The organism is Rhizobium sp. TH135, assembly GCF_002855515.1.
Lineage (GTDB): Bacteria > Pseudomonadota > Alphaproteobacteria > Rhizobiales > Rhizobiaceae > Allorhizobium.
Genome location: NZ_PKRP01000006.1, coordinates 361918 through 385974, shown reverse-complemented (window position 1 = coordinate 385974; position 24057 = coordinate 361918). Strand labels below are relative to the sequence as shown.

Here is a 24057-nt window from a genome sequence, read left to right as displayed (position 1 = left end):
AAACGAGGCTTCGGCTCAGCCTTTGGTGCCCGTCTCCCAGCGCGCCACCCAGAGCTTGCGCAACCGATCGCCCTCACGCCGGAAATGTGCACCCGTTGTCCGACACGCCTTGACTCGATCAACGCGGAAATTGCGGATCGCCTCCCGCAACTCGCACCAGCCGACGATGACGGCAGCCTCGGCATAATGGATCACCGCGATCGGCCGGATCCGCCGAGTCGTCGCCTGCTGCTGTTCGTTGACATAGTCGATGTCGAGCTTCTCCTCGTCGCGGATTGCCCGGCGGATCATCGAGAAGTCGATCGCCTCGGGCGCCTCCGCCACGCGACCCCAGGCATAGAGAGAGCGCGACAGGATCGATTCGCGCAAAGGGTCGGGAAGGGCAGCCGCGATCTTGTCGAGCACGCGGGCCGATGCCTCGCGCAGCTCGAGATCCGCCGTGCGCTTGGTCAGCGCCATGCCAAGCACGATCGCTTCCGTTTCCTCCGGCGTGAACATCAGCGGCGGCAGGTGAAATCCGGGGCGCAGGATATAACCGATCCCGCGTTCGCCCTCGATCGGCACGCGCATCGCCTGAAGGGCAGCGATGTCGCGGTAGATCGACCTTTGCGTTACCTCAAGCTGTTCCGCCATCTGCTGCGCCGTTATCGGGTGGGCAGCAAGGCGAAGGATCTGGATGATCTCGAACAGCCGGGACGCCTTGCGCATGGGGGATCCTCGATCTCAACTGACACACCTTTGTCACTAGCCCTTGTCTAAAGCATCTCCAACGCATTGAAAACAGGCCATTCCCTGCGGAAGGCCTACCCATTTAAGGAGAGCCTACTGACATGACCTATGCCGAAAACCTCTGGCTCTTTTCCGCCCTACTGGCGGGCATCATCATCGTTCCAGGCATGGACATGATCTTCGTCATCGCCAATGGGCTGACCGGTGGCCGACGCGCAGGCATTGCCGCGACATCAGGCATCATGCTCGGTGGCGCCTTCCATACCCTGTTCGGCACCGTCGCCGTGACAGCGCTCTCGACGCTGGTGCCTCAGCTCGCCGGCCCGATGCTGGTGATCGGCTCTGCCTACATGATCTGGATCGGCTATACGCTGGCCAAAAGCGCCATCGTCATCGACGGCATCGAGGCCTCGAAGCTGCATCGAACAGCGCGCATCTTCGGCCAGGGCCTCATCACCTGCCTGCTCAACCCGAAAGCCTGGTTGTTCATCCTTGCCGTCTATCCGCAATTCATGCGCCCCGAATACGGCCCCTTCTGGCGCCAGGCGCTGGTCATGGGCGCGCTTACCCTCCTGCTGCAGGCACTCGTCTATGGCGGATTGGCCTTTGCTGCGGCCAAGGGGCGGGATGCGCTGGTCTCGAAGCCCAAGATCACCATCTGGATCGGCCGCGCCGCCGGCTGGCTGCTGGTCGCGGTGGCAGCGTTGATGCTGGTCGAAGGGTGGCGCAGCTGGTGAGTTGCCGGGGAGGGCAGCAGGGGCCTTACAACCCCACCGCCTTGCGCAGTGCCTCGTTCATCCGCGACTGCCATCCCTCACCACCCGCCTTGAACCGCTCGATCACCTCGGCATCGAGCCTGAGGCTGATTGCCTTCTTCGGCGTCTCAGATTTCGGCCGCCCGAGCTTGCGGTCGATCGAGGCAGCGAGTTCGGGAAAGACCTCGCGGAAGGGCCGCAGTTCTGCGAGCTCGGCCTCTGTCATCTCGGGATTGTCTTCCACTTCGTCCCAATCGGCCTGCGTATAGCCGCGGCCTTCGCGAAAACCGGGCGACACTGACTTTGTCTTCTTCATCGCAATGCCCTCCTTTCAGCCGGATTGGCCGCACGCATCGAAATCACAGAGAGTCCCTCTGTTCCGAGCCGCACGAAAATCACGGCAACGGTCCCGTCTGCCAGACGTCCGATCGCCTGCAGCCGGCCTCGTTTCGCCGCGCGGATCAAGGCGCGCTCGAAGAACTCAAGCGAAAGGTCGGAGAAATCCAGCCCATGCTTGTCGACATTCGCGAGCCGCTTCGGTTCATCCCAGACGATCACCATAGTTTATGTATATACGGAAATTCCGCAAGCCGGCATCCTGCCTTTTGAGGGGGATTCCGCTCAGCTCCTGGCCGGTAACAGGATCACCGCCGCCCCGACGAGGCAGATCGCGGCCCCCGACAGGTCGAACCGATCCGGCCTTCGCCCCTCGATCAGCCAGAGCCAGCAAAGCGAGGCCGCGATATAGACCCCGCCATAGGCGGCATAGGCGCGGCCTGCGGCATCGGATGGCACGAGGGTCAGAAGCCAGGCGAACAGCGCAAGCGACAGAACGCCAGGTGCTATCCAGAGCGGCGAGCGGTCGAGCTTCAGCCAGGCCCAGAAGGCGAAACATCCGGCGATTTCGGCAAGGGCTGCGAGCGGGTAGAGGATCAGGGTCATGGCGCCGATCCTGCCATGGGTGGCAAATTGGCGAAAGGGCAGGGGGGGCAAGCTCAGCCGGAGCGGCCCTGCAGGTTCAGCACATGGCAGACGCGCGGCAAAAGCTCTGCCTCCTTCGGGAAGCAGACGAAGAAGCCCTGCACGCTGTCGAAGCCAAGCTGCACGGCGGTTTCCATCTGTGCCTCGCTCTCGACACCAGCTGCCGTCACGATCATCCCGAGATCATGGCCAAGCGCAATCACATGGCGCACGATCGCCTTGTCGACCGGATTGGTCGAGGCCGAGCGCATCAGCCCGTGGTCGATCTTCAGGCGCCGGAAGCTGTGATTGCGCAGCGCTGATAGGCCGGCATGGGTCGCGCCGAAATTGTCCATGGCAAGCGAAAAGCCGCAGTAATGCAGTGCCTCGAGCGCCAGCCCCACCGCCTTCGACAGCGGGCCGTAGAAGGCAGGCTCTGCCACTTCGATCTCGAGCATATCGGGCGTCAGGCCGAAATCCTGCACCATGTCGCTGAGCCTCAGCGCAAAATCGCCGGCGCAAAGGTCAAAGGCCGTGGCATTGACGCTGATCCGCCCGAAGTCATGGCCCTCCGCCCGCCAGCGCGCCGCCTGGCGCAGCGTGGTCGACAGCACGAAGTCGCGGATCGACAGCGATAACATCGGGTCGCGAAACACCGAGCGAAAATCCTGCGCCACAGCCAACCGGCCGGGCGAAATTCGCCAGCGCAACAGCGTCTCGACGCTGTCCACTTCACGGTGGTCGACGGAATAAATGGGTTGATAGGTGAGCTCGAAGCGACCGCGTTCAAGCGCGCGCTTCGCGTTGTTGACCAGAACGATGTGATCCAGACTGCTGTCCACGCTCAACCCCATGTAACCCCCGGGCGCACCTGCCCAGGAATTGTGGTGATCTTCATTCTATATCAGGGATGGTTGCACGGAAGTGAACAAAAACTGGGGGTGAATGGCGAGCTTTCGCCACTCAGTTCTTGTGTTTTGCCGATAAACCGCAACTTCACCGCCGAAGACTGCCCAGAATGCCACGCACCAGCGCCCGACCGACCGAGGTCGCAACCGAGCGCGCCGCACTCTTCATTGCCGCTTCGATCACCGTCTCGCGCTGATAACCGGAGCTGCGCTTTGTCGTCCGCGTGCCTTCCTTGTCGGCTGGCTCGTCGCCAAATCCGGGCAGCGTCCAGCGTCCGGCAGCGCTATCGCCACCTTCGGCCTTCTCCTCGGCCGCCCGCTTGGCCGCTTCCGCCTCCGCCGCCTTCTTGGCGCGGGCAGAGAGGATTTCGTATGCCGATTCCGAATCGAGATCGATGTCGTATTGCCCGGCGACCGGCGAGAGGTTCATCACCTTCTCCCGCTCGGCATCGCTGATCGGCCCGACGCGCCCCGATGGCGGGCGGATCAGTGTGCGCTCGACCATGGAGGGAATGCCCTTGGCCTCCAGCGTCGAGACCAGCGCCTCGCCGATGCCGAGCTGGGTGATTGCGGTGGCGCAATCGAAAGCCGGGTTCGGGCGGAACGTATCGGCCGCCGTCTTCACCGCCTTCTGCTCCCTCGGCGTATAGGCGCGCAGCGCATGCTGCACCCGGTTGCCGAGCTGGGCGAGCACGGTTTCCGGCACGTCGAGCGGGTTCTGCGTCACGAAATAGACACCCACACCCTTGGAGCGGATCAGCCGCACGACCTGTTCCACCCGCTCGATCAGCACCTTCGGCGCGTCGTTGAAGAGAAGGTGTGCCTCATCGAAGAAGAACACCAGCTTCGGCTTGTCGAGATCGCCCACTTCCGGCAGCTCCTCGAACAGCTCGGAGAGCAGCCAGAGCAGGAAGGTCGCATAAAGCCTGGGGTTCATCATCAGCTTGTCGGCGGCGAGGATAGAGATCGCGCCACGCCCGTCATTCGTCGTGCGCATGATGTCGGTCACCTTGAGCGCCGGCTCGCCGAAGAAGTTCTCCGCCCCCTGCTGCTCGAGGATCAGCAACCCGCGCTGCAGCGTCGCGATCGAAGCGTTGGAAATCAGCCCGAACTGGCTGGAAAGCTCGGTCGCGTGCTCGGCCATGTAGGTGAGCAGCGCCTGCAGATCCTTGAGATCCATCAGCGGCAACCCGCCTTCGTCGGCGATCTTGAAGGCGATGTTGAGTGCGCCTTCCTGCGCTTCCGAGGCATTCATCAGGCGTGAGAGCAAAAGCGGCCCCATCTCGGCCACCGTCGTGCGCACCCGGTGACCCTTCTCGCCATAAAGATCCCAGAAGATGACGGGGAATTCGGCCGGCGCATAATCGGTAAAGCCGATCTGCTCCGCCCGCTGGGTAATCCAGTCCTTCGGCTCGCCCATGGCGGCAATGCCGGAAAGGTCGCCCTTGATATCGGAGGCAAACACCGGAACGCCGGCCTCGGAGAAGCTCTCGGCCAGCACCTGCAGCGTCACCGTCTTGCCGGTGCCGGTCGCCCCGGTCACGATGCCGTGGCGGTTGCCGTATTTCAGCGCCAGATATTCGGCCTTGTTCAGGCTGTCGTCCGGATTGCGGCTGGTGCCGAGATAGAGCGAGCCTTCTTGCAGCATGCGGACGTTTCTCCCTGCGTCATCAACACTTCAGCTTGCTCTTATAGGAGGAGTGTGGAACATCGACAACGGTTGGATGTCTCAAGCTGAAACAGGCCCGGCCAGGACCGTCAAAGGTGCCGCCGTCGTGCCTCGCAGATCGACTGCGGGCGCCGTCGCATCCCCGGCAATTTTCGCCGGAGGCGGCCCCGGGTGCTTGAGTTCGGAAACGACTTCCATTACGTTGACGTTAACGTCAAAAAATCGCCTCAGGAGGACTTCGAGAATGAGCGAAATCGTCACCCGCATCGCCGACAATGTCGGCATTTCCCCGGACAAGGCTGAAACCGCCCTCGGCATGATGCTCGGCTTCCTGCAGCGCGAAGCAGCCGACGGCCCGGTCGCCCGCATGATCGAAGCCATCCCCGGTGCCGCTGAACTCGTCGCCAAGCACAATGGCGAAGGCGCCGGCGGCGGTGGTCTGCTCGGCGGCCTGATGAGCGCCATCGGCGGCGGCGGCATCATGGGCCTCGGCCAGCAGCTGATGTCCCAGGGCCTCGGCATGGGCGAAATCTCGACGCTCGCCAAGGAAACCATGGCGGTTGCCCGCGAATACGCCGGCGCCGACGTCGTCGACGAAGTCGTCGCCTCGGTCCCGGGCCTCAGCCAGTTCGTCTGAGACGAGCAGCAGGCTTAGAAATGACAAAAGCCGTCGGGGCAACCCGGCGGCTTTTTTGCGTTTCAATCATTGGCGCTACAACGCCGGCGACTGCTCCTCTCCCCTCGGGGAGAGGGTGGCCGAGCGCAGCGGAGGTCGGGTGAGGGGGAACCGCAAGCGCCTTTCCGCCCTATGGTTGCAGGCATGATCCGCCGCGACGACTGACGCCTCACACCTGAACCGGGATCCCAGCCCCCATCGCGCCTAACCCGCATCACCAGGCCGGAAAATCCCCCTCCTGCCCGGCACATCAAGGCAAGTGAGCACCCCCGCATTCAACCTCTGTGCATGGTCCTGACAGTGCTCGCGCATCACGTTTATGATTTTTAACAATTCGCAAGACTACATTCAGTAACCATTAACGCGACCGTGTTTTAGATTGTGGCAATGTGCAATGAGGGCGCTGCCAATGCTTTCGAATATCCTGAACGCGAATAAGCTTGCCGACGACATGAAAGCGCTTTCAGCGACCCAGGCCATGATCTGGTTTGCGCCAGATGGCACGGTCCTGGATGCCAATGAGAACTTTCTGAAAACCCTCGGCTACCGTCTCGACGAGATCGTCGGCAAGCATCACCGCATCTTCTGCGAGGACGCCATCCGCCAGTCGCCGGATTACCAGCGCTTCTGGTCCGATCTCGCGGCTGGCCGTTTCCAGGGTGGGCAGTTTCGCCGCCAGACCAAGGCTGGCGAAGATGTCTGGATCGAGGCGACCTACAATCCCGTCTATTCTGGCGGCCGGGTAACTCGTATTCTGAAGATCGCATCCGATATCACCGCAACCAAGATCGTCGCCCTGCATGACAACAATCGGCTGCGCGCCATCGATCAGTCGCAGGCGATCATCGAATTCGAACCGGATGGCACCATCGTCGAGGTCAACGACAACTTCCTGAAGGCTATGGGCTATGACCGCTCGGAGGTTATCGGCAAGCAACATCGTATGTTCTGCGACCCGAACTATGTCGGGACCTCCGACTATGCCGGTTTCTGGGACGACCTGCGTGCCGGCAAGTTCACCGCTTCGAACTTCGTGCGTTATGGCAAGGGCGGCCGCGAGGTCTGGATCCAGGCCGCCTACACGCCGGTGTTTAATTCCCGTGGCAAAGTCTACCGGGTCATCAAGGTCGCAACCGACATCAGCGGACGCATGAAGGCCGTGAAGATCATCGGCGCCGCGATCAAGAAACTTGCCGAAGGCGACCTGACCGTGCGCCTCAACGATCCCGTGGACGCGGTGCTGGAGGCGACGAGACTGGATGTCAACACCGCCGCCCATGCGCTGGATGATACCTTGAGCGGCATTGTTCATGCCGTCCAGGCCCTGTCGGACAATGCGGCCGTCATCAATGATATCGCCAATGGCATCGCCACCAATGGCGAGCGCCAGGCGGCAACGGTGGAAGAAACGGCCGCTGCCCTGGAAGAGATCACCACCACGATCAAGGACACGACGGGCCGCACACAGGCAACCACGAAACTGGTCGGCGAGATGCGCTCCAATGCCGAAGGCTCCGGTCTCGTCGTCAAGCAGGCGACAACGGCCATGGGCGAAATCGCCAGCTCTTCCAAGGAAATCGAGAACATCATCGGCGTGATCGACGAGATCGCTTTCCAAACCAACCTTCTCGCGCTGAATGCCGGCGTGGAAGCCGCCCGTGCAGGCGAAGCCGGCAAGGGCTTTGCGGTTGTCGCCCAGGAGGTCCGCGAGCTTGCCCAGCGCTCGGCCAGTGCCGCCAAGGATATCAAGGGCCTGATCGCCAAGGCCTCCGATGCCGTGCAGCACGGCGTCAGCCTGGTCGACAAGACCGGTCATGCCTTGCAGTCGATCGTCGACCAGGTGCAGGAAATCGACGGCAATGTTGATGCCATCGCCATTGCCGCCCGTGAGCAGTCGCAGGGCATCGGCGAGATCAACGGCGCCATCAACACGCTCGACAAGGTGACCCAGCAGAGTGCGGCGACCGGCGAGGAAGCGAGCGCCACGGCAGCCTCCCTTGCCGAAAGCGCACGCGAACTGTTCACCATGGTCTCCCGCTTCCAGACCACGGGCGCAAGGGGCGGACAGGCGCCGCGATCGATGGGTCGGGCGGCCTGACACTGCGCTCTCTACGCCGCGACCGCTGAGCCTAACACCTCATACCCTTTTACATCACGCGTCCTGCCATCCACCTGGCGGGACGTTTATTTGCTGGCCTGGCACACGAAGACAACGACCAGGCTCATGCCGGACCGCCGCGCCTTGTCCTGCGGCATGCCCATTCCGTCGCGCCAGTCGCAAGCCGCGGGCAGCGGAATTCCAGATGCGCTCGTGCAACACATCTGCCAGCCCCCTCCATCAGTTCAAACCGTCTCCTGCGGAACGAAACCCGGCAGCCTGTCGTTGGGTGAGAGATAAAGCCCGAACCCAGGGACGGAGAACCTCGATGACCAGCGACAACAGCACTCACCCGAAAAACGATCCCCGCAATCCGACCGATCGGACCAGCCCTCCTGCCGACCGCACAGCCGAAGGCAATGATCGCCAGTCGGTTGACCGCGACCTCGACGAGCAAATCGATGCCACCCGTCAGGACGCCGCGCGCGAGGCAGGCCGCCTCGGCGGCACCGACACCTTTCTGGTGGATCAGGACATGGAAGACGTCGACCAGCGCGAAGCCCCGGATGGCCCCGACGGCCGCCCATCGCCACTCGCCAATGCCGACAATGCCGAGCGCTGAATTGCGGTCCAGGATTGGCCGCTGATATCAGGCTTCTCATAACAGAAGGAGGATCGGCATGGACTGGCAGAGCATGCTGTTTCAGGGCTGGCCCGGCATCGGGCGCACGCTTCTCGTCGGCACGCTCGCCTATGCCACGCTTGTGCTTTTTCTGCGCATTTCGGGCAAACGCACGCTGTCGAAGCTGAATGCATTTGATCTTGTGGTCACGGTTGCCCTCGGCTCGACGCTCTCTGCCATTCTGCTGCAGGAATCGATCGCGCTGGCCGACGGCGCAACGGCGCTTGGCCTGCTCATCCTGCTGCAATATCTCGTCACCTTCGCCTCTGTCCGCTCGCCGTTGGCGGCCAAGGCGATCCGCTCGGAGCCGACGCTGCTCGTCCGCCACGGAAGTTTCTGCCGTCAGGCCATGCTGCAACAGCGCATCACCGAGGACGAGATCATGAGCGCGGTGCGCTCCAATGACCGTGACGATCTGGAACAAGTCGAGGCCGCGGTTCTCGAAAGCGACGGCACACTCAGCATCATCAAGCGATGAACACAGCGTGTCGAAGCAGCATCAGCCTCGATCTTCCCCGCCTCGCTCGTCCGCGTCCGCCTTGCCGCGATGCAGGGACAGTTCGCTGCGCTCGCCCTGCCAGGGCCAGCGCCCGGAGATCTCGACTTCCAGCGACAGGCTGAGAAAGGTGCGGATGGCCACGATGACGGCGAGCACCAGCACGGAATCGAGGCTCGGCTCCACGGCCACCGTGTTGATGATGTCGCCGGCAACCATCAGCTCCAGCCCGAGCAGGATCGCCCGACCCATGCCCGCCCGCAAATTGCGATAGGACGACAATGTGCGTGGGGCTGTCAGATAGCGATAGCCCGCCCCGGCAATCCCGACAACGATCACCGCCACCCCCACCGCCTCAATGGCCCGGGTGACGATATGCATGATGCTGGTAAAATCCATGATCAGCGCTCCCTCCGAAGGCTGAACGCTTACGGTCCCAATCCGTTGCAAAGATCGCGCGGCCTCCGTGGCACCTTTTTCAAACTCGCGCGTTGAAGCTCTGAACAGAAAAACAAAGGGAGAGACCCGATGCAGGATTTCGATCTGAGCGCCATGACCGCAGACGAACTCGACCAGCTGATCGCCGATGCGACCAGGGAGCGCGAGACGCGCAACGCCCCGGGCGAACATGCGCGCACCGAAGACGGCGTGAAAGGCCAGGACGTCAACGATCCGAACCATGGTGCAATCACCACGCCTTCGCCGCATCAGGTCCGCGATGTCGGGTTTGATGGTCTGCAGCCCGGTGCCCGGGTTGAAGGCACGCGCGTGATCGATGCCGACGAAGTGTCGTCTGCCGAGCGCATCGAACAGGCCGCCCGCCGGGTCGTCTGACAGACCCTAGAGTACTGATGGCCAGCCCCCGGGCCATCGAGGCCGCCATGCATCGTCCCCCGGATGCATGGCGGCCATTCCATGTCTGGCATCCGGTTTGTGCAGTCTTGCCTCGCCCGATTGTGAGCAGCCGATGATCGGTGCCGCTCACCGCCGATTGCCAGCGCCGAACGCCCGCGCTAGACCGGCTGCGTGATCACCGCTTTCGCTTCCTATCTCGCCCTGTTTCTGGCTGCCTTCATCGCCGCGACCATCGTGCCGGCGCAGTCGGAAGCCGTGCTTGTCGGCCTGATCGTCGCGGGCGATCGCTCGCTCGTCCTTCTGCTGCTCGTCGCAACGACAGGCAATGTGCTGGGTTCGGTGGTCAACTGGCTGCTCGGCCGTTTCATCGAGCGTTTCCGCGACCGGCCCTGGTTTCCGGTGTCCCGGCCAAGGCTCGCTCAGGCCGAGGCCTGGTATCGCCGCTTCGGCATCTGGTCGCTGCTTTTGTCCTGGGTGCCGATCATCGGCGATCCGCTGACCGTCGTCGCCGGCGTCCTGCGCACGCCCTTCCTCACCTTCCTCGTCCTCGTGACGGTCGCCAAGGCCGGGCGCTATCTGGTCCTCGCGGCGGTGACGCTCGGCCTCATGTGACGTGACAGGGCAGGGGGGCGGGCGCTTTCCGCCTTAGGCGGTGATCTTCACCCCGGCTGCCAGTGCTGCCGAAATCAGCGCCTTGCGGCCGTCTTCTTCCTTTGCCTTGCCCTGGGCCACAGCGCCGAGCACCAGCAGGGCCTTGTCCAGCGCCTCGCTCTCTTCCTCCGGCCAGTCCTCGATCAGCGCCCAGGACGCGCCGAGCGAACAGTCGACCACAACGTCTTCGCCCTCTTCGCCGATCCCGTGCAGGATTACGGGTTTGCTCCAGGTCTGGCTCATGTCTTCACGTCTTTCCATCGTCTCAAGCGGCGCGTCAGCACCTGTTCGTGGCGGCTCTATAACGGTCAAATCGCTTTTCCGCCATCGTCGATCCACTCAAGCGCGTTTCGGCAGCAGCCCGTCGAGCGATGGGAAGATCTCGTCCGGCGCAAACTCCGCATATTCGTCCGGCGCACCGGATCGATTGATCCAGTGGCAGCGAAAGCCAAAGGCCTTGGCACCCGCGATATCCCAGCGGTTGGAAGACTGGAAGGCGATGTCCGGTGTGGCAATCCTGTAGGTCGAGGTGACGAGCGCATAAGCGGAAGGTGCGGTCTTGTAGATCTTCAGCGCATCCACCGAGAAGATATCGTCGATCAGGTGCCCGATGCCGGCGGCGTCCACCGCCTCGTCCAGCATGCGTGGCGTGCCGTTGGAGAGGATGGCAATCTTCGCGCCGGTCTCTCGCAGAGCGCCGAGAACCGACGGCACCTCGGCAAAACAATCGAGCCGCTTGTAGGCCTCGAGCAGATCAGCCCGCACTGCAGGTTTCACTGCCGGATACCGGGCAAGGCAGAAGTCGAGCGCATCTTCGGTCAGCGCCTGAAAATCCCGATACTGCCCCATCAGGCTCGTCACCCAGGTATATTCGAGCTGCTTCACCCGCCAGAGATCGGAAAAGGCTGCCGCATCCGGCCCGATCGCGTCGGCATGCCGGCGCACGGCCGCATGCACGTCGAACAGCGTGCCATAGGCGTCGAAGACATAGGCCGCTGGCCCGGTATTGAGCCCTTCCTCATCCTGCGATGCGATTGCGTCTGTCATGAAGCGTCCTCCTTGAAGGAGGGTAGGGCGCAGGCGCCCACCGTTCAAGCGGCGAGCGACCCGCGCGAGGCCGTAATCAGCTGAGGCGTGCCGCAAGCCGCTTTCGGTCGTGTTCGACGGTCGAAAAGCCACGCGTCGTCAGCCGGAACTGGCGCTTCTGAAACTCGCCACGGATCTCGATCAGACCCTGTTCCTCAGCCTCTGCCAGGGTCTTCAGGCTCGTGCCCTTCGGCGGCGTCTGCCAGTCCCGGCCTTGAGCCGCATGCAGCAAAACCATGATCTTAATCATCGGGGTCTCTCTCCGGACATTGCCGATCTTAGCCCACTCAGTCTTGAGGCCAGGCCGCAGATCGGATGACGCGGGCACAGCGAATGTCCGCCGGCGCGTCAAAACTTGAATTGCGTGCTGCTATGCCTGAGCTTTTCGCGAGCGTCGATTCGAAATTTCGCGAGCGCTCCACCCTTCACCTAGCATTGAGACGGCCGCCCGGAATGATTACCCACCCAGATCCTGGTCAATCTCCGTCAGCGCCCGGTCCACATGGCCCTCGAACACCAGCGTCTCTTCCTCGGTGATGATGAGGATCTCCGGCGCGCCGCGCACGCGTACATGCTGCGATTGCGCCAGCCCCTCGTCGAGGCCGCGGGTCAAGAGATCCATGAAGCGCGTGCCCGGCCCGGTGATCGCGATCGGCATCGTCTCCTCGGCAAGGCTCAGCATCCGCGACAGCCCCTGACCGAGGGCCAGCCCCGCCTGGCGGAAGGCATATTGCGAGGCACGGTGCCCCTGGCGGGCGCGGCTGGCAATCTTTTCCATTTCAGCAAGCGGCACGAACTTCGCTGGGATCGTGTCCGGCGGCACTTCGAATGCCATGCGCAGGATGCCGTAGAAGCCGGCCGAGGCCTCGATGCAGCCGATCGCCCCGCAGCGGCAGAGCTTGCCGTCATCGGCATGCAGCATATGGCCGAAATTCGGCGCCCGAATTTCGAGATCCCCGTGCTGGTCGCGATAGGCAATCCCAAGCCCGATCGAATGGCCGAGCGACAGCGTGGCAAGCGAGGCGAGCGGCGTGGCGCGGTTCTTGGCCAGCCGAAGCGCCAGCGCATGGGTCACCAGCAGGCTCTCGTTGAAGAGATGGATGCGGCTATTGCCGAAATCCGAAAGCGCCGTCTCGAAGTCGAGTTCCTCATAGCCGAAGACCGGCGACCACAGGAGCTTCGCCCCCTCCCGGTCGACCAATCCCTTGCTGGAAATCGAGATCGTCGAGATGGCGGAGGCCGGCAGGCGCGAGCGCTGGATAAGCCGGCCGATCGCGGCGCGAAACCCGTCGAGAAAACGTCTGGGTGATTCCGGCCCCTGTTCGCGCGCCTCTTCGAACCGGTCGATCATCGTGCCGCGATAATCGGCCAGCGAATACTGCACCGCATGCGAGGAGATTCGGACCGCAATCACATGGGCTGCATCCCGCCGCCGGGCAAAGAGCGCACGTGGCCGACCGCGCTGGCCAGGGTTGGAAACCTCGCGCCGCTCCAGCAATCCATTCTTTTCGAGATGGGCGGTAATCGCAGAAACCGTGGCGGACGAAAGCCCCGTCGCTGCCGAAAGATCGGTATGCGCCAGCGGCCCCTCACGCCGGAGCACCTTCAATACCAATCCGTTGTTCTGGTGGCGAACGGCCTCCGTGCTCGCCCTTGGACTGGCTGTCATGATGGGCTTGTCGCCCGGTCTCGTCTGGTCCACCGCATGCTCCTCCCAAAGCATTTGGTCACTGTCTTGGCAAGCCTCCTCCGGGCCGTGTTGACAGCGTGAGAATCTTCTGACAGTTATTTTCTCGACTGTCGAGAAAAACCATTGGACGGGGGTCCATGGGGTAAGGGCAGTTTCGCAGCGGGTCGTATGGTTGGGAGGTCTTCCGACGGTCCGCTATCACCTTGGGAGGTTTAAAATGAAATCCGTTATGAAGCTGATGGCAGCGACTGCCGTCATCGTGAGCCTGCATTCTGTTGCCAATGCCGAAGGCCTGACCGTCGGCGTCTCCTGGTCGAACTTCCAGGAAGAGCGTTGGAAGACAGACGAAGCCGCGATCAAGGCAGCCCTTGAAGCCGCCGGCAACAAGTACATCTCTGCCGACGCTCAGACGTCTGCCGCCAAGCAGCTGACCGACATCGAAAGCCTGATCGCACAGGGTGCAAACGCCCTGATCGTTCTGGCCCAGGATTCGGAAGCCATCGGCCCGGCCATCGAAAAGGCCACTGCTGAAGGTATCCCGGTCGTCGGTTACGACCGTCTGATCGAAAACCCGGACGCCTACTACATCACCTTCGACAACAAGGAAGTGGGCCGCATGCAGGCTCGCGAAGTGTTCAAGGCGAAGCCGGAAGGCAACTACGTCTTCATCAAGGGCGCCTCGACCGACCCGAACTCTGACTTCCTCTATTCGGGCCAGATCGAAGTTCTGAAGGAAGCCATCGACGCCGGCAAGATCAAGAACGTTGGCGAAGCCTACACCGACGGCTGGAAGCCGGAAGCTGCCCAGAAGAACATGGAGCAGTTCCTGACCGCCAACAACAACGCCGTTGACGCCGTTGTTTCGTCCAACGACGGCATGGCCGGCGGTGTTGTCGCAGCTCTGGAAGCCCAGGGTCTCGCAGGCGCCGTTCCGGTCTCCGGTCAGGACGGCGACAAGGCCGCTCTGAACCGCGTTGCTCTCGGCACCCAGACCGTGTCCGTCTGGAAGGACAGCCGCGAACTCGGCAAGAAGGCTGCTGAAATCGCCAACGAACTGGCCGCTGGCAAGTCGATGGACGAAATCGAAGGCACCGTGAAGTTCTCCGGCGGCCCGAAGGGCGTCGAAATGAACTCCTACTTCATCGCTCCGCTGCCGATCACCAAGGAAAACCTCAACACCGTCATCGACGCGGGTTGGATCTCCAAGGAAGAAGCATGCCAGGGCGTTGCCGCCGGTTCCGTTGCTGCCTGCAACTGATCCGTCCGTGACTGACCACAGAGCTTGAGCCGGAACGCCGCAGCCGTTTGCGCTGCGGCGTTTCGACTGATCGAGAGCATGGCAGCAGGAGAGTGTCGGACGGCTTCAAGGGGCCACCGCCGGCGTGATCCATCAGCCGCCGAAGAATGAGATGCCTCGATTCGCATGGCGGGTAGAACGCCCGAACGCCCGCGCGAGACGCGAGCCCTTCGCAAGCCGACAAACGACTGGGGAGAATTATTCGTATGGCGGATCACAGCCTTGCCACGCCCGCACATGGTGCTCGGGCATCCAATGTTTCAGCGGTAAAACGCTTCTTTCAAGCCACGGAAATCGACACGCGCCTGCTGGGCATGGTGATCGCGCTGGGGATCATCTGGGTCGGCTTCGACATCCTGTCGGACGGCCTGTTCCTCACCTCGCGTAACCTCTGGAACCTCTCGGTTCAGGCGGCTTCGGTTTCGGTCATGGCGACCGGCATGGTGCTGGTCATCGTCACCCGCAACATCGACCTTTCGGTCGGCTCGATCCTCGGTTTCGTCGGCATGATCATGGCGGTGCTTCAGGCCCGCATCCTGCCGCCGATCATCGGCTTTGAGCATCCGATGATGTGGATCATCGCGCTCACCGCCGGCATCCTCGTCGGCACCGCGATCGGCGCCCTGCATGGCGTCATCATTGCCTTCCTCGGCGTGCCCGCCTTCATCGTCACGCTCGGTGGCCTGCTCGTCTGGCGCGGTGCGGCCTGGATGGTCACCTCGGGTGCTACCGTCGCGCCCATGGACACCACCTATCGCCTGATGGGTGGTGGTGCGGATGGTTCGATCGGCGTCACCGCCAGCTGGATCGTTGGCCTCGTCGCCTGCCTGATGATCGTGCTCACCATTCTCAACACCCGCCGTCAGCGTCGGCGCTTCGGCTTCCCGCTGCGTCCGATCTGGGCTGAATACTTCCTCGTCGCCTCCGGCTGCGTGGCCGTGCTCGGCGCCGTCTGGGTGGCCAACAGCTATTACATGCCGGTGAACCTCGCCCGCAAATACGCCGAAGCAAACGGCATCGCCTGGCCGGAAGGTGGTCTGCAGATCGGTCTCGGCATCGCCGTTCCCGTTCTCATTGCCATCGGCATCGCCATGGTCATGGCCTTCATCACCAACCGCACCCGCTTTGGCCGCTATGTCTTCGCGATCGGCGGCAACCCGGAAGCGGCTGAACTTGCCGGCATCAAGGTGAAGTGGGTGACCGTCAAGATGTTCGCGCTGATGGGTGCACTCTGCGCCATCGCCGCTGCCATCTCGACCGCCCGCCTCAACGCTGCGACCAATGCGCAGGGCACGCTCGACGAGCTCTACACCATCGCCGCAGCCGTCATCGGCGGCACCTCGCTTGCCGGCGGCGTCGGCACCATCGCCGGTGCCATGCTCGGTGCCATCGTCATGCAATCACTGAATTCGGGCATGGTTCTGCTCGGTCTCGACACACCGCTCCAGAGCATCGTCATCGGTATCGTGCTCGTCGTCGCGGTCTGGCTCGACACCGTCTACCGCGCCCGTGCGAAGTAAGGGGAGTTGAACTCATGTCGGAAAATCGTACCCCCCTCGTGGAAATGCGCAACGTTTCCATCTCCTTCGGCGGCATTCACGCCGTCGATGACGCCTCGATCGACCTGTTCCCGGGCGAAGTCGTGGCACTGCTCGGCCACAACGGTGCCGGCAAGTCGACCCTGATCAAGATCCTGTCGGGCGCCTACAAGCGCGACAACGGCGATATCCTGGTCCGAGGCGATTTCGCCGATATCAACAATCCGCGCGACGCCAAGAAGTATGGCATCGAGACGATCTACCAGACGCTCGCCGTCGCCGATAACGTCGATGCCGCCGCCAACCTTTATCTCGGCCGCGAGCTGCGCACCGCATGGGGCACACTCGACGACGTCGCGATGGAAGCCAAGGCCCGCGAAGTCATGGGGCGTCTCAACCCCAACTTCCAGCGCTTCAAGGAACCGGTAAAGGCACTGTCCGGTGGTCAGCGCCAGTCGGTGGCGATCGCCCGTGCGATCCTCTTCGACGCCCAGATCCTGATCATGGACGAACCGACGGCGGCCTTGGGTCCGCAGGAAACCGCCCAGGTCGGCGAACTGATCCAGCAGCTGAAGAAGGACGGCATCGGCATCTTCCTGATCAGCCACGACATCCACGACGTCTTCGACCTCGCCGACCGCGTCTTCGTCATGAAGAACGGCCGCGTTGTGGGCCACGCCCGCACCGAGGATGTCACCAAGGACGAAGTGCTCGGCATGATCATCCTCGGCAAGTGCCCTCCGGGAGCAGTGCCCGGACCGGGTGCCATGCAGACGGCTTGAACGTCGCGACAATGAAGTGAGACAGGCGAGGGGGCGTTAAGCTCCCTCGTTTGCGTTTTGGGCGCGCTGATACGCACCCCAAGGTCGGTAGCCTAACCGGTCACCTTTGGCGCTGAGGCCCCGCCAGTCCGAGAAAGACCAGCATCGCCTGATTAAGCCGTACGATGTCCTCGTCATCCAGTCGCCCGACCCACTCACCGAGTTTGGATTTCGAAACCGTCGTGATCTTGTCCACCATCAGCCGAGAGGGCTGCCGCAGGCCATTGCTGGTGGTCGGGAGAACCGGGAGCCTGAACAAAGGCGCTTCGGTCTCGTCGGAGGTGAAGGCGCATAGGGTGACCGACCCAGTCTGGTCAAAACTGTCGTCTTGCACGATGACCGCCGGGCGCGGTTTTTCGGCATAGTCATTGCCCCCGGCCACCGTCCAGATATCTCCGCGTCTCATTCATCGGTCCAGTCGGAAACCGCGTCGATGAAGTCTTGGTCGACCTTTGCCTGCTCGCTTTTGGCGACAGCCAGCGACTGCCGGCTGGCTTCCGCCTTGAAGGAAGGAGATCTGATGTCCGGCACCCAGATCTGGATGGGTCGAAGTCCCTGCGCTCGTAGCCGCTGGCGATGCTCGGCGACCTTGATGCGTGACGACTTAGGCTTGGATGCCGATGTCATGTAAGGCTCCTACAAGCATGGTTACATGTAACCTATCACGTACTGCAAACACGCCAAGATATCCCGATATGCACTCTGCCCTTGGTCCTGCATGTCACCCGCCTGTGGTCCGCCCCAACGCAAAGAACCGGGCACAAGGCCCGGTCCCATCTGTTTTGCCATCCGTACTCGCGTCGCCGCGCGATGCCTTACAGCGTGTAAGCGTAATCCGCCGGCTGGAAGCGGTAGTGGTCGCCATCGACGAAGATCCGGCCGAAGCTCGGGAAGGCGATATGGGTGGCGGCGATCAGCATGTTGTCGGCCGAGACCATGTCGAAGATCCGGCGACGGCTGGCGGCGGCCTCGGCAGGATCCATGTCGAAGGCAAAGCCGACATCCGGCTTCTCGGCATGGATAGCCGCATTGTGCACGGTATCACCGACGATCAGCATCTGGTCGGCGCCTGAGGCGACGCGCAGGATGCTGTGACCGGGCGTATGTCCGGCAGACAGGATCATCTCGACGCCTGGGAAGATCTCGCCATCCTTTGCCAGACGCGTGCGCGCCTCATAGGGCTTAAGCGCCTTGCGGGCGAGATCGAACATCGGCTTCAGGCCGTCAGGGGCGCTGGAAAGCGCGCCGTCATCGAGCCAGAAGCCTGCTTCCTTCTCATGCAGAACGAGTTCGGCATTGGCAAAGATTGCCGCGCCATCCGCGCCGACCAGGCCATCGGCATGGTCGGGATGGGCATGGGTCAGGATCACCGCATCGATCTGGTCGGGCGTGATGCCAGCGGCAGCGAGGTTCGCGACCGTGCGGCCAAGCGTCGGGCCGAACATCTGGTTTGCACCAAGCCCGGTATCGACGAGATAGGTCTTCTCGCCGGAATTAATGACGAAGGCATTGACCGAGGTCGGCAGGCTTTCGGTGAGGCCGGCCTGGTTGAGAATGCCGACGAGGTCGGCCTTGTCAGCGCCGGAGAAGTTGTCGACCGACAGCGGGGCAAAGCCATCGAGCAGGGCGGTGATTTCGAGGCTTCCGACCTTGCGGCGATAAAAGCCCGGCGCCTGGACACCCGCAAGCGGTGCTGCGGCAAATGCCGAGGTGGAAAGAGCAGCGCCAAGGCCGGCAGCAGCCCCGGTCAGCAACAGGGAACGACGATTGATCAGCATGGTAGATCTCCCATTCGAGATAGCTCGGAGCACCATTTCCGTCACGCGGACACCGCGCGCAATAGGTTGCGCGAACATATCTGTCACGCGAGAGATTTGCGCACAAGTCGTAATATCGCCTGACGTGATATAAGTTGCTTTGAGGTTGCCTGTGTCGGGTCGCCCAGCCTATACCACCTGCCGATGACAAGACGTTGTCAGTACAAGCGGTGACCAGCCCGGTCAGTGAAGGGCGCGGCACCCGGATGGAGACGAACGCATGGCGGACAAGGATGAAAAGAGCCTGGACCACCAGCTTTGCTTTGCCATCTATGCGACCTCGCTTGCCTTCACCCGTGCCTATCGTCCGCTGCTGGAAGAACTCGATCTCACCTATCCGCAATATCTGGCCATGCGGCTGCTCTGGGCCGAAGATCGGCTCACCGTCGGGCAGCTTGCCGAACGGCTGGCGCTGGAATCCGGCACGGTCACGCCGCTGATCAAACGCCTGGAGCAGGCAGGCTTACTCACCCGCTGCCGCTCACGCATCGACGAGCGCCAGGTCAATGTCCATCTGACCGAGAAGGGCATCGCGCTGAAACCGGTCGCCGACCGTCTGAACGAGGATTTGAAGGCTCTGGTCGGCCCGCGCTTCATCGATGACGAAAACCTGGTCGAAACGCTTCAGTCGCTGCGCAAGGTGCTGGTCGGCGACAGCCGCTGATCCCTGATCCCCGATTCCTAAGCCTTGAAGGCGTTCAGGCCCCCTTGATCAGCGCCCCGATTGTCCCGACCACGAGAAGCACGATGCCGATCAGAAACGTGAGTGCTGCCCCCGGCCCACGCTTTTTCGCATCGTCGTAGTACTCGGCCGCATAAAGCGCACGCGCTGCGGTCCAGCCGAGGCCGAGCAGCCCGGCCAGCATGTCGGAAACGTAAAAGCCGAAGATCCAGAGCGAGGGCAGGAAGAGCACCATCTGCTCGACTGTGTTCTGCTGCACGCGAAAGATCCGCTCGAAATCTGCATTGCCCGTCGTCTTCGGCGCCTCGACGCCGAACTTGCGGCGCGCCTGGCCGACTTTCAGCAGGAACCAGCAATAAGTGAGCAGTGCGGAAAAGGTCGCAAGGATGGTGAAGCGCATGATTTTTCTCGGCAACAAATTGGCACGGTAACCATTGATTGGTAGGCGCCGTGTCACGATTGCGCAAGCAAGGAAGGTTACGGTCACGGTGCGTTTGTGAAGTCAGCGCCGCTTGTGAGACCGGGCCATTTCCGCCATCATCCCGAGCATTGCTTCGCCACCCGAAACCGACGCCCCCTGAGAAAAGACGAAGAGACCAGATGAATACCGAGAACTTCAAGTTTGGCCGCGCCTACGACCTGCACGAGCTGGTCGCCGACGGGATCATCCATGGCATCGGTGTCGTCTTTGCGCTGGTCGGCGCCACCGCGCTGATCTTCTACGCCACCGTCTATTCCGACTATGCCAATATCGCCGCCAGCTGGATCTATGGCCTTGGGCTGATCATCTCGCTCGGCGTCTCCTTCACTTACAATATGTGGCCGCATTCGCGCGTGAAGTGGATCCTGCGCCGCTTCGATCACTCCGCGATCTTCATCCTGATTGCCTCCACCTACACGCCCTTCCTCGTCCAGGGCGCCGATCGCCCGCTGATCCTGGCGCTGCTCATCGGCATCTGGATCACGGCCTTTACCGGCATCTGGCTGAAATTCCGCTTCCCCGGTCGTTATGATCGCCTGGCCATCCTGCTCTATCTCGGCATGGGCTGGAGCGGCGCGCTCGCCATGGGCCCGCTCTCGGAAATCATCCCTGGCGTCACGCTGACCCTGATCATCGTCGGCGGCTGCATCTATTCCGCCGGTGTCGTCTTCCACGTCTGGGAACGCCTGCGCTTCCAGAACGCCATCTGGCACGCCTTCGTGGTAACAGCCGCCATCGTGCATTATTCGGCCGTGTTTACGGCGATCAGCCTCGGCTGAGGGTGGTCAGGGTCTAGACGACCGTCATCCTCGGCCTTGTGCCGAGGATCTGCCAAGGGTGGCCCCGGCCTGGACGTCTCCGCTCACGCCTCACCCTCCGCAAATTCAGCAGATGCTCGGCACAAGGCAGAGCATCACGACCGAGACGAAATCGCCTCAAATCTCCGTCAGCTTCGCCTGCTTTTCGAGGTGCTTGGCCACCTGGCCGGCGCCGATGCGGAAGCCCGCCAGCGTCACCGGAAAACTGAGCGCCAGCGAAGCACCCGCCAGCACCAGTGCCGCCGTGATGGGCGTCATGTCCATCTGGCCGGCCAGCATCTCAAGCTCCACACCGGTGATCCCGTTGATCATGACAACGCCGACGAGGATCAGCCCGCCGAGCAGCACGGCGACGACGGCGAGCAGGGCGGAAAGCTTGAGGCTCATGCCCCAGCTCGGTCGTGCTTTCAGCCGCTCCGCAACAAAGCTGCCGGCCGAGGAACCTGCTGCAATCAGCACCGCCACATTGCCGGCCGATGACAGGCTGTCGCCCCAGCCGAAGCTATCGAGCACCAGCACCAGCAGGTAGATGAAGAGCTGCGCGGCGATGAAGACGACGGTGAAGCGTGTCAGGAGGCCGGGAAGGAGTGAGGTCATGATGATTGTTTTCCGTCTGTCGTGGTCTTGCCTTTAGCCCCTTGTTGCCCGATGTGTCGACGCGGCGAAGTATCGCCCGTCACATCATCGTCTCGCGCGGCGCCTTTTCCGCTGCAAACTGCAAAAGTCCTGTTATGACCATGCTCCCAATTCTCCGCGACGCAACGAAAGCCGACCTGCCGGCCATCCTCGAGATCTACAATCACGCCGTCGCCGAGACCACCGCGATCTGGAACGAGACGCTTGTCGATCTCGACAACCGCCGTGCCTGGTTCGAACTGCGCCAGACGCGCGGCTTCCCGATCCTGGTCGCAGAAATCGACGGCCGCATCGCCGGCTACGCCTCTTATGGCGACTGGCGCGCCTTCGACGGCTTCCGCCAGTCGGTCGAGCATTCCGTCTATGTCGAGAAGGATTTCTACGGTCGCGGCCTCGGCAAGGCCCTGATGACGACCCTGATCGAACGCGCGAAGGCTGGCAACATTCACGTCATGGTCGCCGCCATCGAAGCCGGCAACACCGGCTCCATCGCCCTCCACAAAAGCCTCGGCTTCCGCCTCGTCGGCACCCACCACGAAGTCGGCCAGAAATTCGGCCGCTGGCTGGATCTGACGATGATGGAGCTGAAGCTCGACTGAGGCCCCCCCTCTCCCTTGAGGCCTCCACCTCCCCCTTGAGGTGGGAGGTCGCCGCAAAGCGGCGGGTGGGGGTGACCCTGTTGGCCGTCCCGACGTTCACCGCACCCGGAGCTCCGCTCCGACCCTCCCCCTCAAGGGGAGGGTGGAACCATTGCCTTACAGCAGCTTTAGCAACGCCTTGGCCGCCTCTTCCGAAGAGGCTGGGTTCTGGCCGGTGACCAGCTTGCCGTCGGTCACCACATGCACGCCCCAGTCGGCGCCCTTTTCGTACATCCCGCCACGCTCTCGCAGCATGTCCTCGACGAGGAACGGCACGACCTCAGTCAGCCCGACCGCCTCTTCTTCCGAATTGGTGAAGCCGGTCACCTTCTTACCCGAAACGAGCGGCTTGCCGTCCCGACCCTTGACGTGGCGCAGCACGCCCGGCGCATGGCAAACCGTTGCGACCGGCCGATCCTTGGCGGCGAAGGCCTCGATCAGGGCGATGCTGTCCTTGTCTTCGGCGAGATCCCAAAGCGGGCCATGGCCACCGGGATAGAAGACGCCGTCGAAATCGGCGGGATCGATATGCGAGAGTGGCGTGGTCGAGGCGAGCAGCTGCTGCGCCGTCTGGTCCGCCTTGAACCGGTCGGTCGCCTCGGTCTGCGCATCCGGTTCGTCGCTCTTCGGATCAAGCGGCGGCTGGCCGCCCTTCGGCGAGGCGAGCGTGATCTCGGCGCCGGCATCCTTCAGCACGTAATAGGGAGCGGCGAATTCCTCCAGCCAGAAGCCGGTCTTCTTGCCGGTATCGCCAAGCTGGTCGTGGGAGGTGAGAACCATCAGGATTTTCATGGGTGTCAGTCCTTTGTGTTGAAGTGTCTTGGGAATTTGGATGTCACGATATTGGGGCGACCCTCATCCTGAGGTGCCCTCGCAAGGCGAGGGCCTCGAAGGATCAGTCGCGCAGGATTAGTTGTCCGGCCCGACGCGGATGACCCGCTTGCCGAAAGCCTCGCCGCGCAGCAGACCGATGAAAGCACGCGGGGCTTCTTCCAGCCCGTCGATCATCTCTTCGCGATACTTGATCTTGCCGGCCTCCACCCAGCCGGCCATCTCCTTGGCGAACTCGGGATAGAGATGCCCGAAATCATCAAAGACGATGAAGCCGCGCACGGTGATGCGCTTCTTGAGGAACATGCCCATCAGCCAGCCCAACCGGTCCGGCCCCTCAGGCAGGCTCGTCGCATTGTACTGCGCAATCAAGCCGCAGAGCGGAATGCGCGCAGCTGTGTTTAGGAGCGGCGCAACCGCGTCAAAAACCTTGCCGCCGACATTCTCGAAATAGATGTCGATACCGTCGCCCGTTTCCGCCTTCAGCCGCTCGGCAAAGTCATCCGCCTTGTAGTCGACACAGGCGTCGAAACCGAGCGTGTCGACCGCATGGGCGCATTTGTCCGGCCCGCCGGCAATGCCGACGACCTTGAGGCCGAGGATCTTGCCGATCTGGCCCACGGTCGCGCCCACAGGCCCAGTCGCACCGCCGACCACCAGCGTCTCGCCCGCTTTCGGTTGGCCGATCTGCTTGAGACCCGACCAGGCCGTAAAGCCCGGCATGCCGGTCACGCCGAGCGCCCAGGAGGGATGCGAAGGGGTTGCGCCGAGCGAAGTCACGCCCTTGCCGTCGGACAACGCATAATCCTGCCAGCCGGTAAAACCGACCACCCAGTCACCTTCGTTGAAACCCTCAATCCGGGATTTGACCACACGCGAAACCGTGCCGCCCACCATGGTCTGGCCAATCTCGACCGGTGCCGCATAGGACGGCGCATCGCTCATCCGTCCGCGCATGTAGGGGTCGAGCGAGAGGAACACGGTGCGAAGCAGCATCTGGCCGTCGCCGGGCTCAGGAATATCCGCCGTCTCCAGCCGCAATGTCCGCTCGTCCGGCTCGCCCTTCGGGCGCTCGGCCAAAACGAAACGGCGATTGGTGATGGTCGCTTGGGGCATGGATATCTCCTGTATTCGGGATCGGGTCTCTCGCCCTGCCGCCATCGGCCGCAGCACTTGGCGGTTCATCCCTTGCGTGATGACCGCAGAGCACCCTCGATGTTCCATACAACGGCACGCCCCGACC

At 62.6% G+C, this 24057-nt stretch carries 31 protein-coding genes; 13 read left to right on the top strand and 18 right to left on the bottom strand.

Annotated elements, in window-relative coordinates:
• Nucleotides 1-15: 15 nt before the first annotated feature.
• A complete protein-coding gene (locus C0V73_RS19445) occupies nucleotides 16-708 on the bottom strand; it encodes a YafY family protein (protein ID WP_102021641.1) in 693 nt (230 codons plus the stop codon).
• Nucleotides 709-830: 122 nt separating this feature from the next.
• On the opposite strand from C0V73_RS19445, the gene C0V73_RS19440 reads away from it, so the two are divergent.
• The gene (locus C0V73_RS19440; RefSeq protein ID WP_102021640.1) at nucleotides 831-1466 is read left to right on the top strand and encodes a LysE family translocator; all 636 of its coding nucleotides are present in this window, start codon (nucleotides 831-833) and stop codon (nucleotides 1464-1466) included.
• Nucleotides 1467-1491: 25 nt separating this feature from the next.
• On the opposite strand, the gene C0V73_RS19435 is transcribed toward C0V73_RS19440, so the two are convergent.
• The 5 genes from C0V73_RS19435 to C0V73_RS19415 form a co-directional block, all read right to left on the bottom strand.
• Nucleotides 1492-1800, bottom strand: a complete 309-nt coding sequence (locus C0V73_RS19435; RefSeq protein ID WP_102021639.1) for a BrnA antitoxin family protein — start codon at nucleotides 1798-1800, stop codon at nucleotides 1492-1494.
• Nucleotides 1797-2045: a BrnT family toxin gene (locus C0V73_RS19430; RefSeq protein ID WP_102021638.1), complete on the bottom strand. Its 249-nt coding sequence runs from the start codon at nucleotides 2043-2045 to the stop codon at nucleotides 1797-1799. Before C0V73_RS19430 ends, C0V73_RS19435 begins: the two co-directional genes overlap by 4 nt.
• Nucleotides 2046-2105: 60 nt before the next feature.
• The gene (locus tag C0V73_RS19425; protein ID WP_102021637.1) at nucleotides 2106-2426 is read right to left on the bottom strand and encodes a YnfA family protein; all 321 of its coding nucleotides are present in this window, start codon (nucleotides 2424-2426) and stop codon (nucleotides 2106-2108) included.
• Nucleotides 2427-2479: 53 nt separating this feature from the next.
• Nucleotides 2480-3286 (bottom strand): EAL domain-containing protein, encoded by an 807-nt coding sequence (locus C0V73_RS19420; protein ID WP_245408036.1) that lies wholly within the window; start codon nucleotides 3284-3286, stop codon nucleotides 2480-2482.
• A gap of 154 nt (nucleotides 3287-3440) precedes the next feature.
• On the bottom strand, nucleotides 3441-5000 hold the full coding sequence (locus C0V73_RS19415; protein ID WP_102021635.1) for a helicase HerA-like C-terminal domain-containing protein: 1560 nt from the start codon (nucleotides 4998-5000) through the stop codon (nucleotides 3441-3443).
• A gap of 265 nt (nucleotides 5001-5265) precedes the next feature.
• On the opposite strand from C0V73_RS19415, the gene C0V73_RS19410 reads away from it, so the two are divergent.
• The 4 genes from C0V73_RS19410 to C0V73_RS19395 all read left to right on the top strand — a co-directional run bounded on the left by C0V73_RS19410 (nucleotide 5266) and on the right by C0V73_RS19395 (nucleotide 8955).
• Nucleotides 5266-5658, top strand: coding sequence for a DUF937 domain-containing protein (locus C0V73_RS19410; protein ID WP_102021634.1), 393 nt, complete (start codon nucleotides 5266-5268; stop codon nucleotides 5656-5658).
• 448 nt (nucleotides 5659-6106) lie between these two features.
• Nucleotides 6107-7795, top strand: coding sequence for a PAS domain-containing methyl-accepting chemotaxis protein (locus C0V73_RS19405; RefSeq protein WP_102021633.1), 1689 nt, complete (start codon nucleotides 6107-6109; stop codon nucleotides 7793-7795).
• Between the two features lie 328 nt (nucleotides 7796-8123).
• The gene (locus tag C0V73_RS19400) at nucleotides 8124-8417 is read left to right on the top strand and encodes a hypothetical protein (protein ID WP_102021632.1); all 294 of its coding nucleotides are present in this window, start codon (nucleotides 8124-8126) and stop codon (nucleotides 8415-8417) included.
• Between the two features lie 58 nt (nucleotides 8418-8475).
• A complete protein-coding gene (locus C0V73_RS19395) occupies nucleotides 8476-8955 on the top strand; it encodes a YetF domain-containing protein (RefSeq protein WP_102021631.1) in 480 nt (159 codons plus the stop codon).
• Between the two features lie 21 nt (nucleotides 8956-8976).
• Here the strand turns inward: C0V73_RS19395 and C0V73_RS19390 are convergent, their stop codons facing one another.
• Nucleotides 8977-9372 carry a DUF1622 domain-containing protein gene (locus tag C0V73_RS19390; RefSeq protein ID WP_102021630.1) on the bottom strand — a complete coding sequence of 132 codons (396 nt, stop codon included), beginning with the start codon at nucleotides 9370-9372 and terminating at the stop codon, nucleotides 8977-8979.
• Nucleotides 9373-9501: 129 nt separating this feature from the next.
• On the opposite strand from C0V73_RS19390, the gene C0V73_RS19385 reads away from it, so the two are divergent.
• Together C0V73_RS19385 and C0V73_RS19380 are read left to right on the top strand one after the other, a co-directional pair.
• Entirely contained in the window at nucleotides 9502-9807 is a 306-nt protein-coding gene (locus tag C0V73_RS19385; protein WP_102021629.1) for a hypothetical protein, read from the top strand.
• Nucleotides 9808-10002: 195 nt separating this feature from the next.
• Nucleotides 10003-10440, top strand: coding sequence for a YqaA family protein (locus C0V73_RS19380; RefSeq protein ID WP_102021738.1), 438 nt, complete (start codon nucleotides 10003-10005; stop codon nucleotides 10438-10440).
• Between the two features lie 33 nt (nucleotides 10441-10473).
• Here C0V73_RS19380 and C0V73_RS19375 read toward each other — a convergent pair whose 3' ends face one another.
• The 4 genes from C0V73_RS19375 to C0V73_RS19360 form a co-directional block, all read right to left on the bottom strand.
• Nucleotides 10474-10722 carry a DUF982 domain-containing protein gene (locus C0V73_RS19375; RefSeq protein ID WP_102021628.1) on the bottom strand — a complete coding sequence of 83 codons (249 nt, stop codon included), beginning with the start codon at nucleotides 10720-10722 and terminating at the stop codon, nucleotides 10474-10476.
• Between the two features lie 96 nt (nucleotides 10723-10818).
• Entirely contained in the window at nucleotides 10819-11526 is a 708-nt protein-coding gene (locus tag C0V73_RS19370) for a haloacid dehalogenase type II (RefSeq protein ID WP_102021627.1), read from the bottom strand.
• Nucleotides 11527-11602: 76 nt separating this feature from the next.
• Nucleotides 11603-11815, bottom strand: a complete 213-nt coding sequence (locus tag C0V73_RS19365) for a hypothetical protein (protein WP_245408035.1) — start codon at nucleotides 11813-11815, stop codon at nucleotides 11603-11605.
• Nucleotides 11816-12022: 207 nt separating this feature from the next.
• A complete protein-coding gene (locus C0V73_RS19360; RefSeq protein ID WP_172450242.1) occupies nucleotides 12023-13234 on the bottom strand; it encodes an ROK family transcriptional regulator in 1212 nt (403 codons plus the stop codon).
• A gap of 238 nt (nucleotides 13235-13472) precedes the next feature.
• On the opposite strand from C0V73_RS19360, the gene xylF reads away from it, so the two are divergent.
• From xylF to C0V73_RS19345, 3 genes are all read left to right on the top strand, one after another.
• Nucleotides 13473-14513, top strand: a complete 1041-nt coding sequence (gene xylF / locus C0V73_RS19355) for a D-xylose ABC transporter substrate-binding protein (RefSeq protein WP_102021625.1) — start codon at nucleotides 13473-13475, stop codon at nucleotides 14511-14513.
• Nucleotides 14514-14758: 245 nt separating this feature from the next.
• Entirely contained in the window at nucleotides 14759-16072 is a 1314-nt protein-coding gene (locus tag C0V73_RS19350; protein ID WP_102021624.1) for a sugar ABC transporter permease, read from the top strand.
• 14 nt (nucleotides 16073-16086) lie between these two features.
• Complete coding sequence (locus C0V73_RS19345) at nucleotides 16087-16872, top strand: ATP-binding cassette domain-containing protein (RefSeq protein WP_102021623.1); 786 nt, start codon at nucleotides 16087-16089, stop codon at nucleotides 16870-16872.
• 100 nt (nucleotides 16873-16972) lie between these two features.
• Here C0V73_RS19345 and C0V73_RS19340 read toward each other — a convergent pair whose 3' ends face one another.
• From C0V73_RS19340 to C0V73_RS19330, 3 genes are all read right to left on the bottom strand, one after another.
• Nucleotides 16973-17317 carry a type II toxin-antitoxin system PemK/MazF family toxin gene (locus C0V73_RS19340; protein WP_102021622.1) on the bottom strand — a complete coding sequence of 115 codons (345 nt, stop codon included), beginning with the start codon at nucleotides 17315-17317 and terminating at the stop codon, nucleotides 16973-16975.
• On the bottom strand, nucleotides 17314-17538 hold the full coding sequence (locus tag C0V73_RS19335) for an antitoxin MazE family protein (RefSeq protein WP_102021621.1): 225 nt from the start codon (nucleotides 17536-17538) through the stop codon (nucleotides 17314-17316). The genes C0V73_RS19340 and C0V73_RS19335 overlap by 4 nt, the downstream gene beginning before the upstream one ends.
• Nucleotides 17539-17726: 188 nt before the next feature.
• Entirely contained in the window at nucleotides 17727-18689 is a 963-nt protein-coding gene (locus C0V73_RS19330; RefSeq protein ID WP_172450233.1) for an MBL fold metallo-hydrolase, read from the bottom strand.
• A gap of 259 nt (nucleotides 18690-18948) precedes the next feature.
• On the opposite strand from C0V73_RS19330, the gene C0V73_RS19325 reads away from it, so the two are divergent.
• On the top strand, nucleotides 18949-19392 hold the full coding sequence (locus C0V73_RS19325; protein ID WP_102021619.1) for a MarR family transcriptional regulator: 444 nt from the start codon (nucleotides 18949-18951) through the stop codon (nucleotides 19390-19392).
• A gap of 34 nt (nucleotides 19393-19426) precedes the next feature.
• Here C0V73_RS19325 and C0V73_RS19320 read toward each other — a convergent pair whose 3' ends face one another.
• A complete protein-coding gene (locus C0V73_RS19320) occupies nucleotides 19427-19810 on the bottom strand; it encodes an MAPEG family protein (RefSeq protein ID WP_102021618.1) in 384 nt (127 codons plus the stop codon).
• A gap of 200 nt (nucleotides 19811-20010) precedes the next feature.
• Here C0V73_RS19320 and C0V73_RS19315 point away from each other — a divergent pair, with 200 nt between their 5' ends.
• Nucleotides 20011-20670, top strand: a complete 660-nt coding sequence (locus C0V73_RS19315; RefSeq protein WP_102021617.1) for a hemolysin III family protein — start codon at nucleotides 20011-20013, stop codon at nucleotides 20668-20670.
• A 156-nt stretch (nucleotides 20671-20826) separates the two neighbouring features.
• Here C0V73_RS19315 and C0V73_RS19310 read toward each other — a convergent pair whose 3' ends face one another.
• Nucleotides 20827-21306: an ABZJ_00895 family protein gene (locus C0V73_RS19310; protein WP_102021616.1), complete on the bottom strand. Its 480-nt coding sequence runs from the start codon at nucleotides 21304-21306 to the stop codon at nucleotides 20827-20829.
• Between the two features lie 134 nt (nucleotides 21307-21440).
• On the opposite strand from C0V73_RS19310, the gene C0V73_RS19305 reads away from it, so the two are divergent.
• On the top strand, nucleotides 21441-21944 hold the full coding sequence (locus tag C0V73_RS19305) for a GNAT family N-acetyltransferase (protein WP_102021615.1): 504 nt from the start codon (nucleotides 21441-21443) through the stop codon (nucleotides 21942-21944).
• 156 nt (nucleotides 21945-22100) lie between these two features.
• Here C0V73_RS19305 and C0V73_RS19300 read toward each other — a convergent pair whose 3' ends face one another.
• Both C0V73_RS19300 and C0V73_RS19295 read right to left on the bottom strand, forming a co-directional pair.
• On the bottom strand, nucleotides 22101-22775 hold the full coding sequence (locus C0V73_RS19300; RefSeq protein WP_102021614.1) for a type 1 glutamine amidotransferase domain-containing protein: 675 nt from the start codon (nucleotides 22773-22775) through the stop codon (nucleotides 22101-22103).
• 117 nt (nucleotides 22776-22892) lie between these two features.
• A complete protein-coding gene (locus tag C0V73_RS19295; protein ID WP_102021613.1) occupies nucleotides 22893-23930 on the bottom strand; it encodes an NADP-dependent oxidoreductase in 1038 nt (345 codons plus the stop codon).
• Nucleotides 23931-24057: the final 127 nt, after the last annotated feature.

Excerpts from the sequence above, each read along its gene's own strand:
- C0V73_RS19445 (WP_102021641.1), bottom strand. The coding sequence starts at position 708 with ATGCGCAAGGCGTCCCGGCTGTTCGAGATCATCCAGATCCTTCGCCTT.
- C0V73_RS19440 (WP_102021640.1), top strand. The coding sequence starts at position 831 with ATGACCTATGCCGAAAACCTCTGGCTCTTTTCCGCCCTACTGGCGGGC.
- C0V73_RS19435 (WP_102021639.1), bottom strand. The coding sequence starts at position 1,800 with ATGAAGAAGACAAAGTCAGTGTCGCCCGGTTTTCGCGAAGGCCGCGGC.
- C0V73_RS19430 (WP_102021638.1), bottom strand. The coding sequence starts at position 2,045 with ATGGTGATCGTCTGGGATGAACCGAAGCGGCTCGCGAATGTCGACAAG.
- C0V73_RS19425 (WP_102021637.1), bottom strand. The coding sequence starts at position 2,426 with ATGACCCTGATCCTCTACCCGCTCGCAGCCCTTGCCGAAATCGCCGGA.
- C0V73_RS19415 (WP_102021635.1), bottom strand. The coding sequence starts at position 5,000 with ATGCTGCAAGAAGGCTCGCTCTATCTCGGCACCAGCCGCAATCCGGAC.
- C0V73_RS19410 (WP_102021634.1), top strand. The coding sequence starts at position 5,266 with ATGAGCGAAATCGTCACCCGCATCGCCGACAATGTCGGCATTTCCCCG.
- C0V73_RS19405 (WP_102021633.1), top strand. The coding sequence starts at position 6,107 with ATGCTTTCGAATATCCTGAACGCGAATAAGCTTGCCGACGACATGAAA.
- C0V73_RS19400 (WP_102021632.1), top strand. The coding sequence starts at position 8,124 with ATGACCAGCGACAACAGCACTCACCCGAAAAACGATCCCCGCAATCCG.
- C0V73_RS19395 (WP_102021631.1), top strand. The coding sequence starts at position 8,476 with ATGGACTGGCAGAGCATGCTGTTTCAGGGCTGGCCCGGCATCGGGCGC.
- C0V73_RS19390 (WP_102021630.1), bottom strand. The coding sequence starts at position 9,372 with ATGGATTTTACCAGCATCATGCATATCGTCACCCGGGCCATTGAGGCG.
- C0V73_RS19385 (WP_102021629.1), top strand. The coding sequence starts at position 9,502 with ATGCAGGATTTCGATCTGAGCGCCATGACCGCAGACGAACTCGACCAG.
- C0V73_RS19375 (WP_102021628.1), bottom strand. The coding sequence starts at position 10,722 with ATGAGCCAGACCTGGAGCAAACCCGTAATCCTGCACGGGATCGGCGAA.
- C0V73_RS19370 (WP_102021627.1), bottom strand. The coding sequence starts at position 11,526 with ATGACAGACGCAATCGCATCGCAGGATGAGGAAGGGCTCAATACCGGG.
- C0V73_RS19365 (WP_245408035.1), bottom strand. The coding sequence starts at position 11,815 with ATGATTAAGATCATGGTTTTGCTGCATGCGGCTCAAGGCCGGGACTGG.
- C0V73_RS19360 (WP_172450242.1), bottom strand. The coding sequence starts at position 13,234 with ATGACAGCCAGTCCAAGGGCGAGCACGGAGGCCGTTCGCCACCAGAAC.
- xylF (WP_102021625.1), top strand. The coding sequence starts at position 13,473 with ATGAAATCCGTTATGAAGCTGATGGCAGCGACTGCCGTCATCGTGAGC.
- C0V73_RS19350 (WP_102021624.1), top strand. The coding sequence starts at position 14,759 with ATGGCGGATCACAGCCTTGCCACGCCCGCACATGGTGCTCGGGCATCC.
- C0V73_RS19345 (WP_102021623.1), top strand. The coding sequence starts at position 16,087 with ATGTCGGAAAATCGTACCCCCCTCGTGGAAATGCGCAACGTTTCCATC.
- C0V73_RS19340 (WP_102021622.1), bottom strand. The coding sequence starts at position 17,317 with ATGAGACGCGGAGATATCTGGACGGTGGCCGGGGGCAATGACTATGCC.
- C0V73_RS19335 (WP_102021621.1), bottom strand. The coding sequence starts at position 17,538 with ATGACATCGGCATCCAAGCCTAAGTCGTCACGCATCAAGGTCGCCGAG.
- C0V73_RS19330 (WP_172450233.1), bottom strand. The coding sequence starts at position 18,689 with ATGCTGATCAATCGTCGTTCCCTGTTGCTGACCGGGGCTGCTGCCGGC.
- C0V73_RS19325 (WP_102021619.1), top strand. The coding sequence starts at position 18,949 with ATGGCGGACAAGGATGAAAAGAGCCTGGACCACCAGCTTTGCTTTGCC.
- C0V73_RS19320 (WP_102021618.1), bottom strand. The coding sequence starts at position 19,810 with ATGCGCTTCACCATCCTTGCGACCTTTTCCGCACTGCTCACTTATTGC.
- C0V73_RS19315 (WP_102021617.1), top strand. The coding sequence starts at position 20,011 with ATGAATACCGAGAACTTCAAGTTTGGCCGCGCCTACGACCTGCACGAG.
- C0V73_RS19310 (WP_102021616.1), bottom strand. The coding sequence starts at position 21,306 with ATGACCTCACTCCTTCCCGGCCTCCTGACACGCTTCACCGTCGTCTTC.
- C0V73_RS19305 (WP_102021615.1), top strand. The coding sequence starts at position 21,441 with ATGACCATGCTCCCAATTCTCCGCGACGCAACGAAAGCCGACCTGCCG.
- C0V73_RS19300 (WP_102021614.1), bottom strand. The coding sequence starts at position 22,775 with ATGAAAATCCTGATGGTTCTCACCTCCCACGACCAGCTTGGCGATACC.
- C0V73_RS19295 (WP_102021613.1), bottom strand. The coding sequence starts at position 23,930 with ATGCCCCAAGCGACCATCACCAATCGCCGTTTCGTTTTGGCCGAGCGC.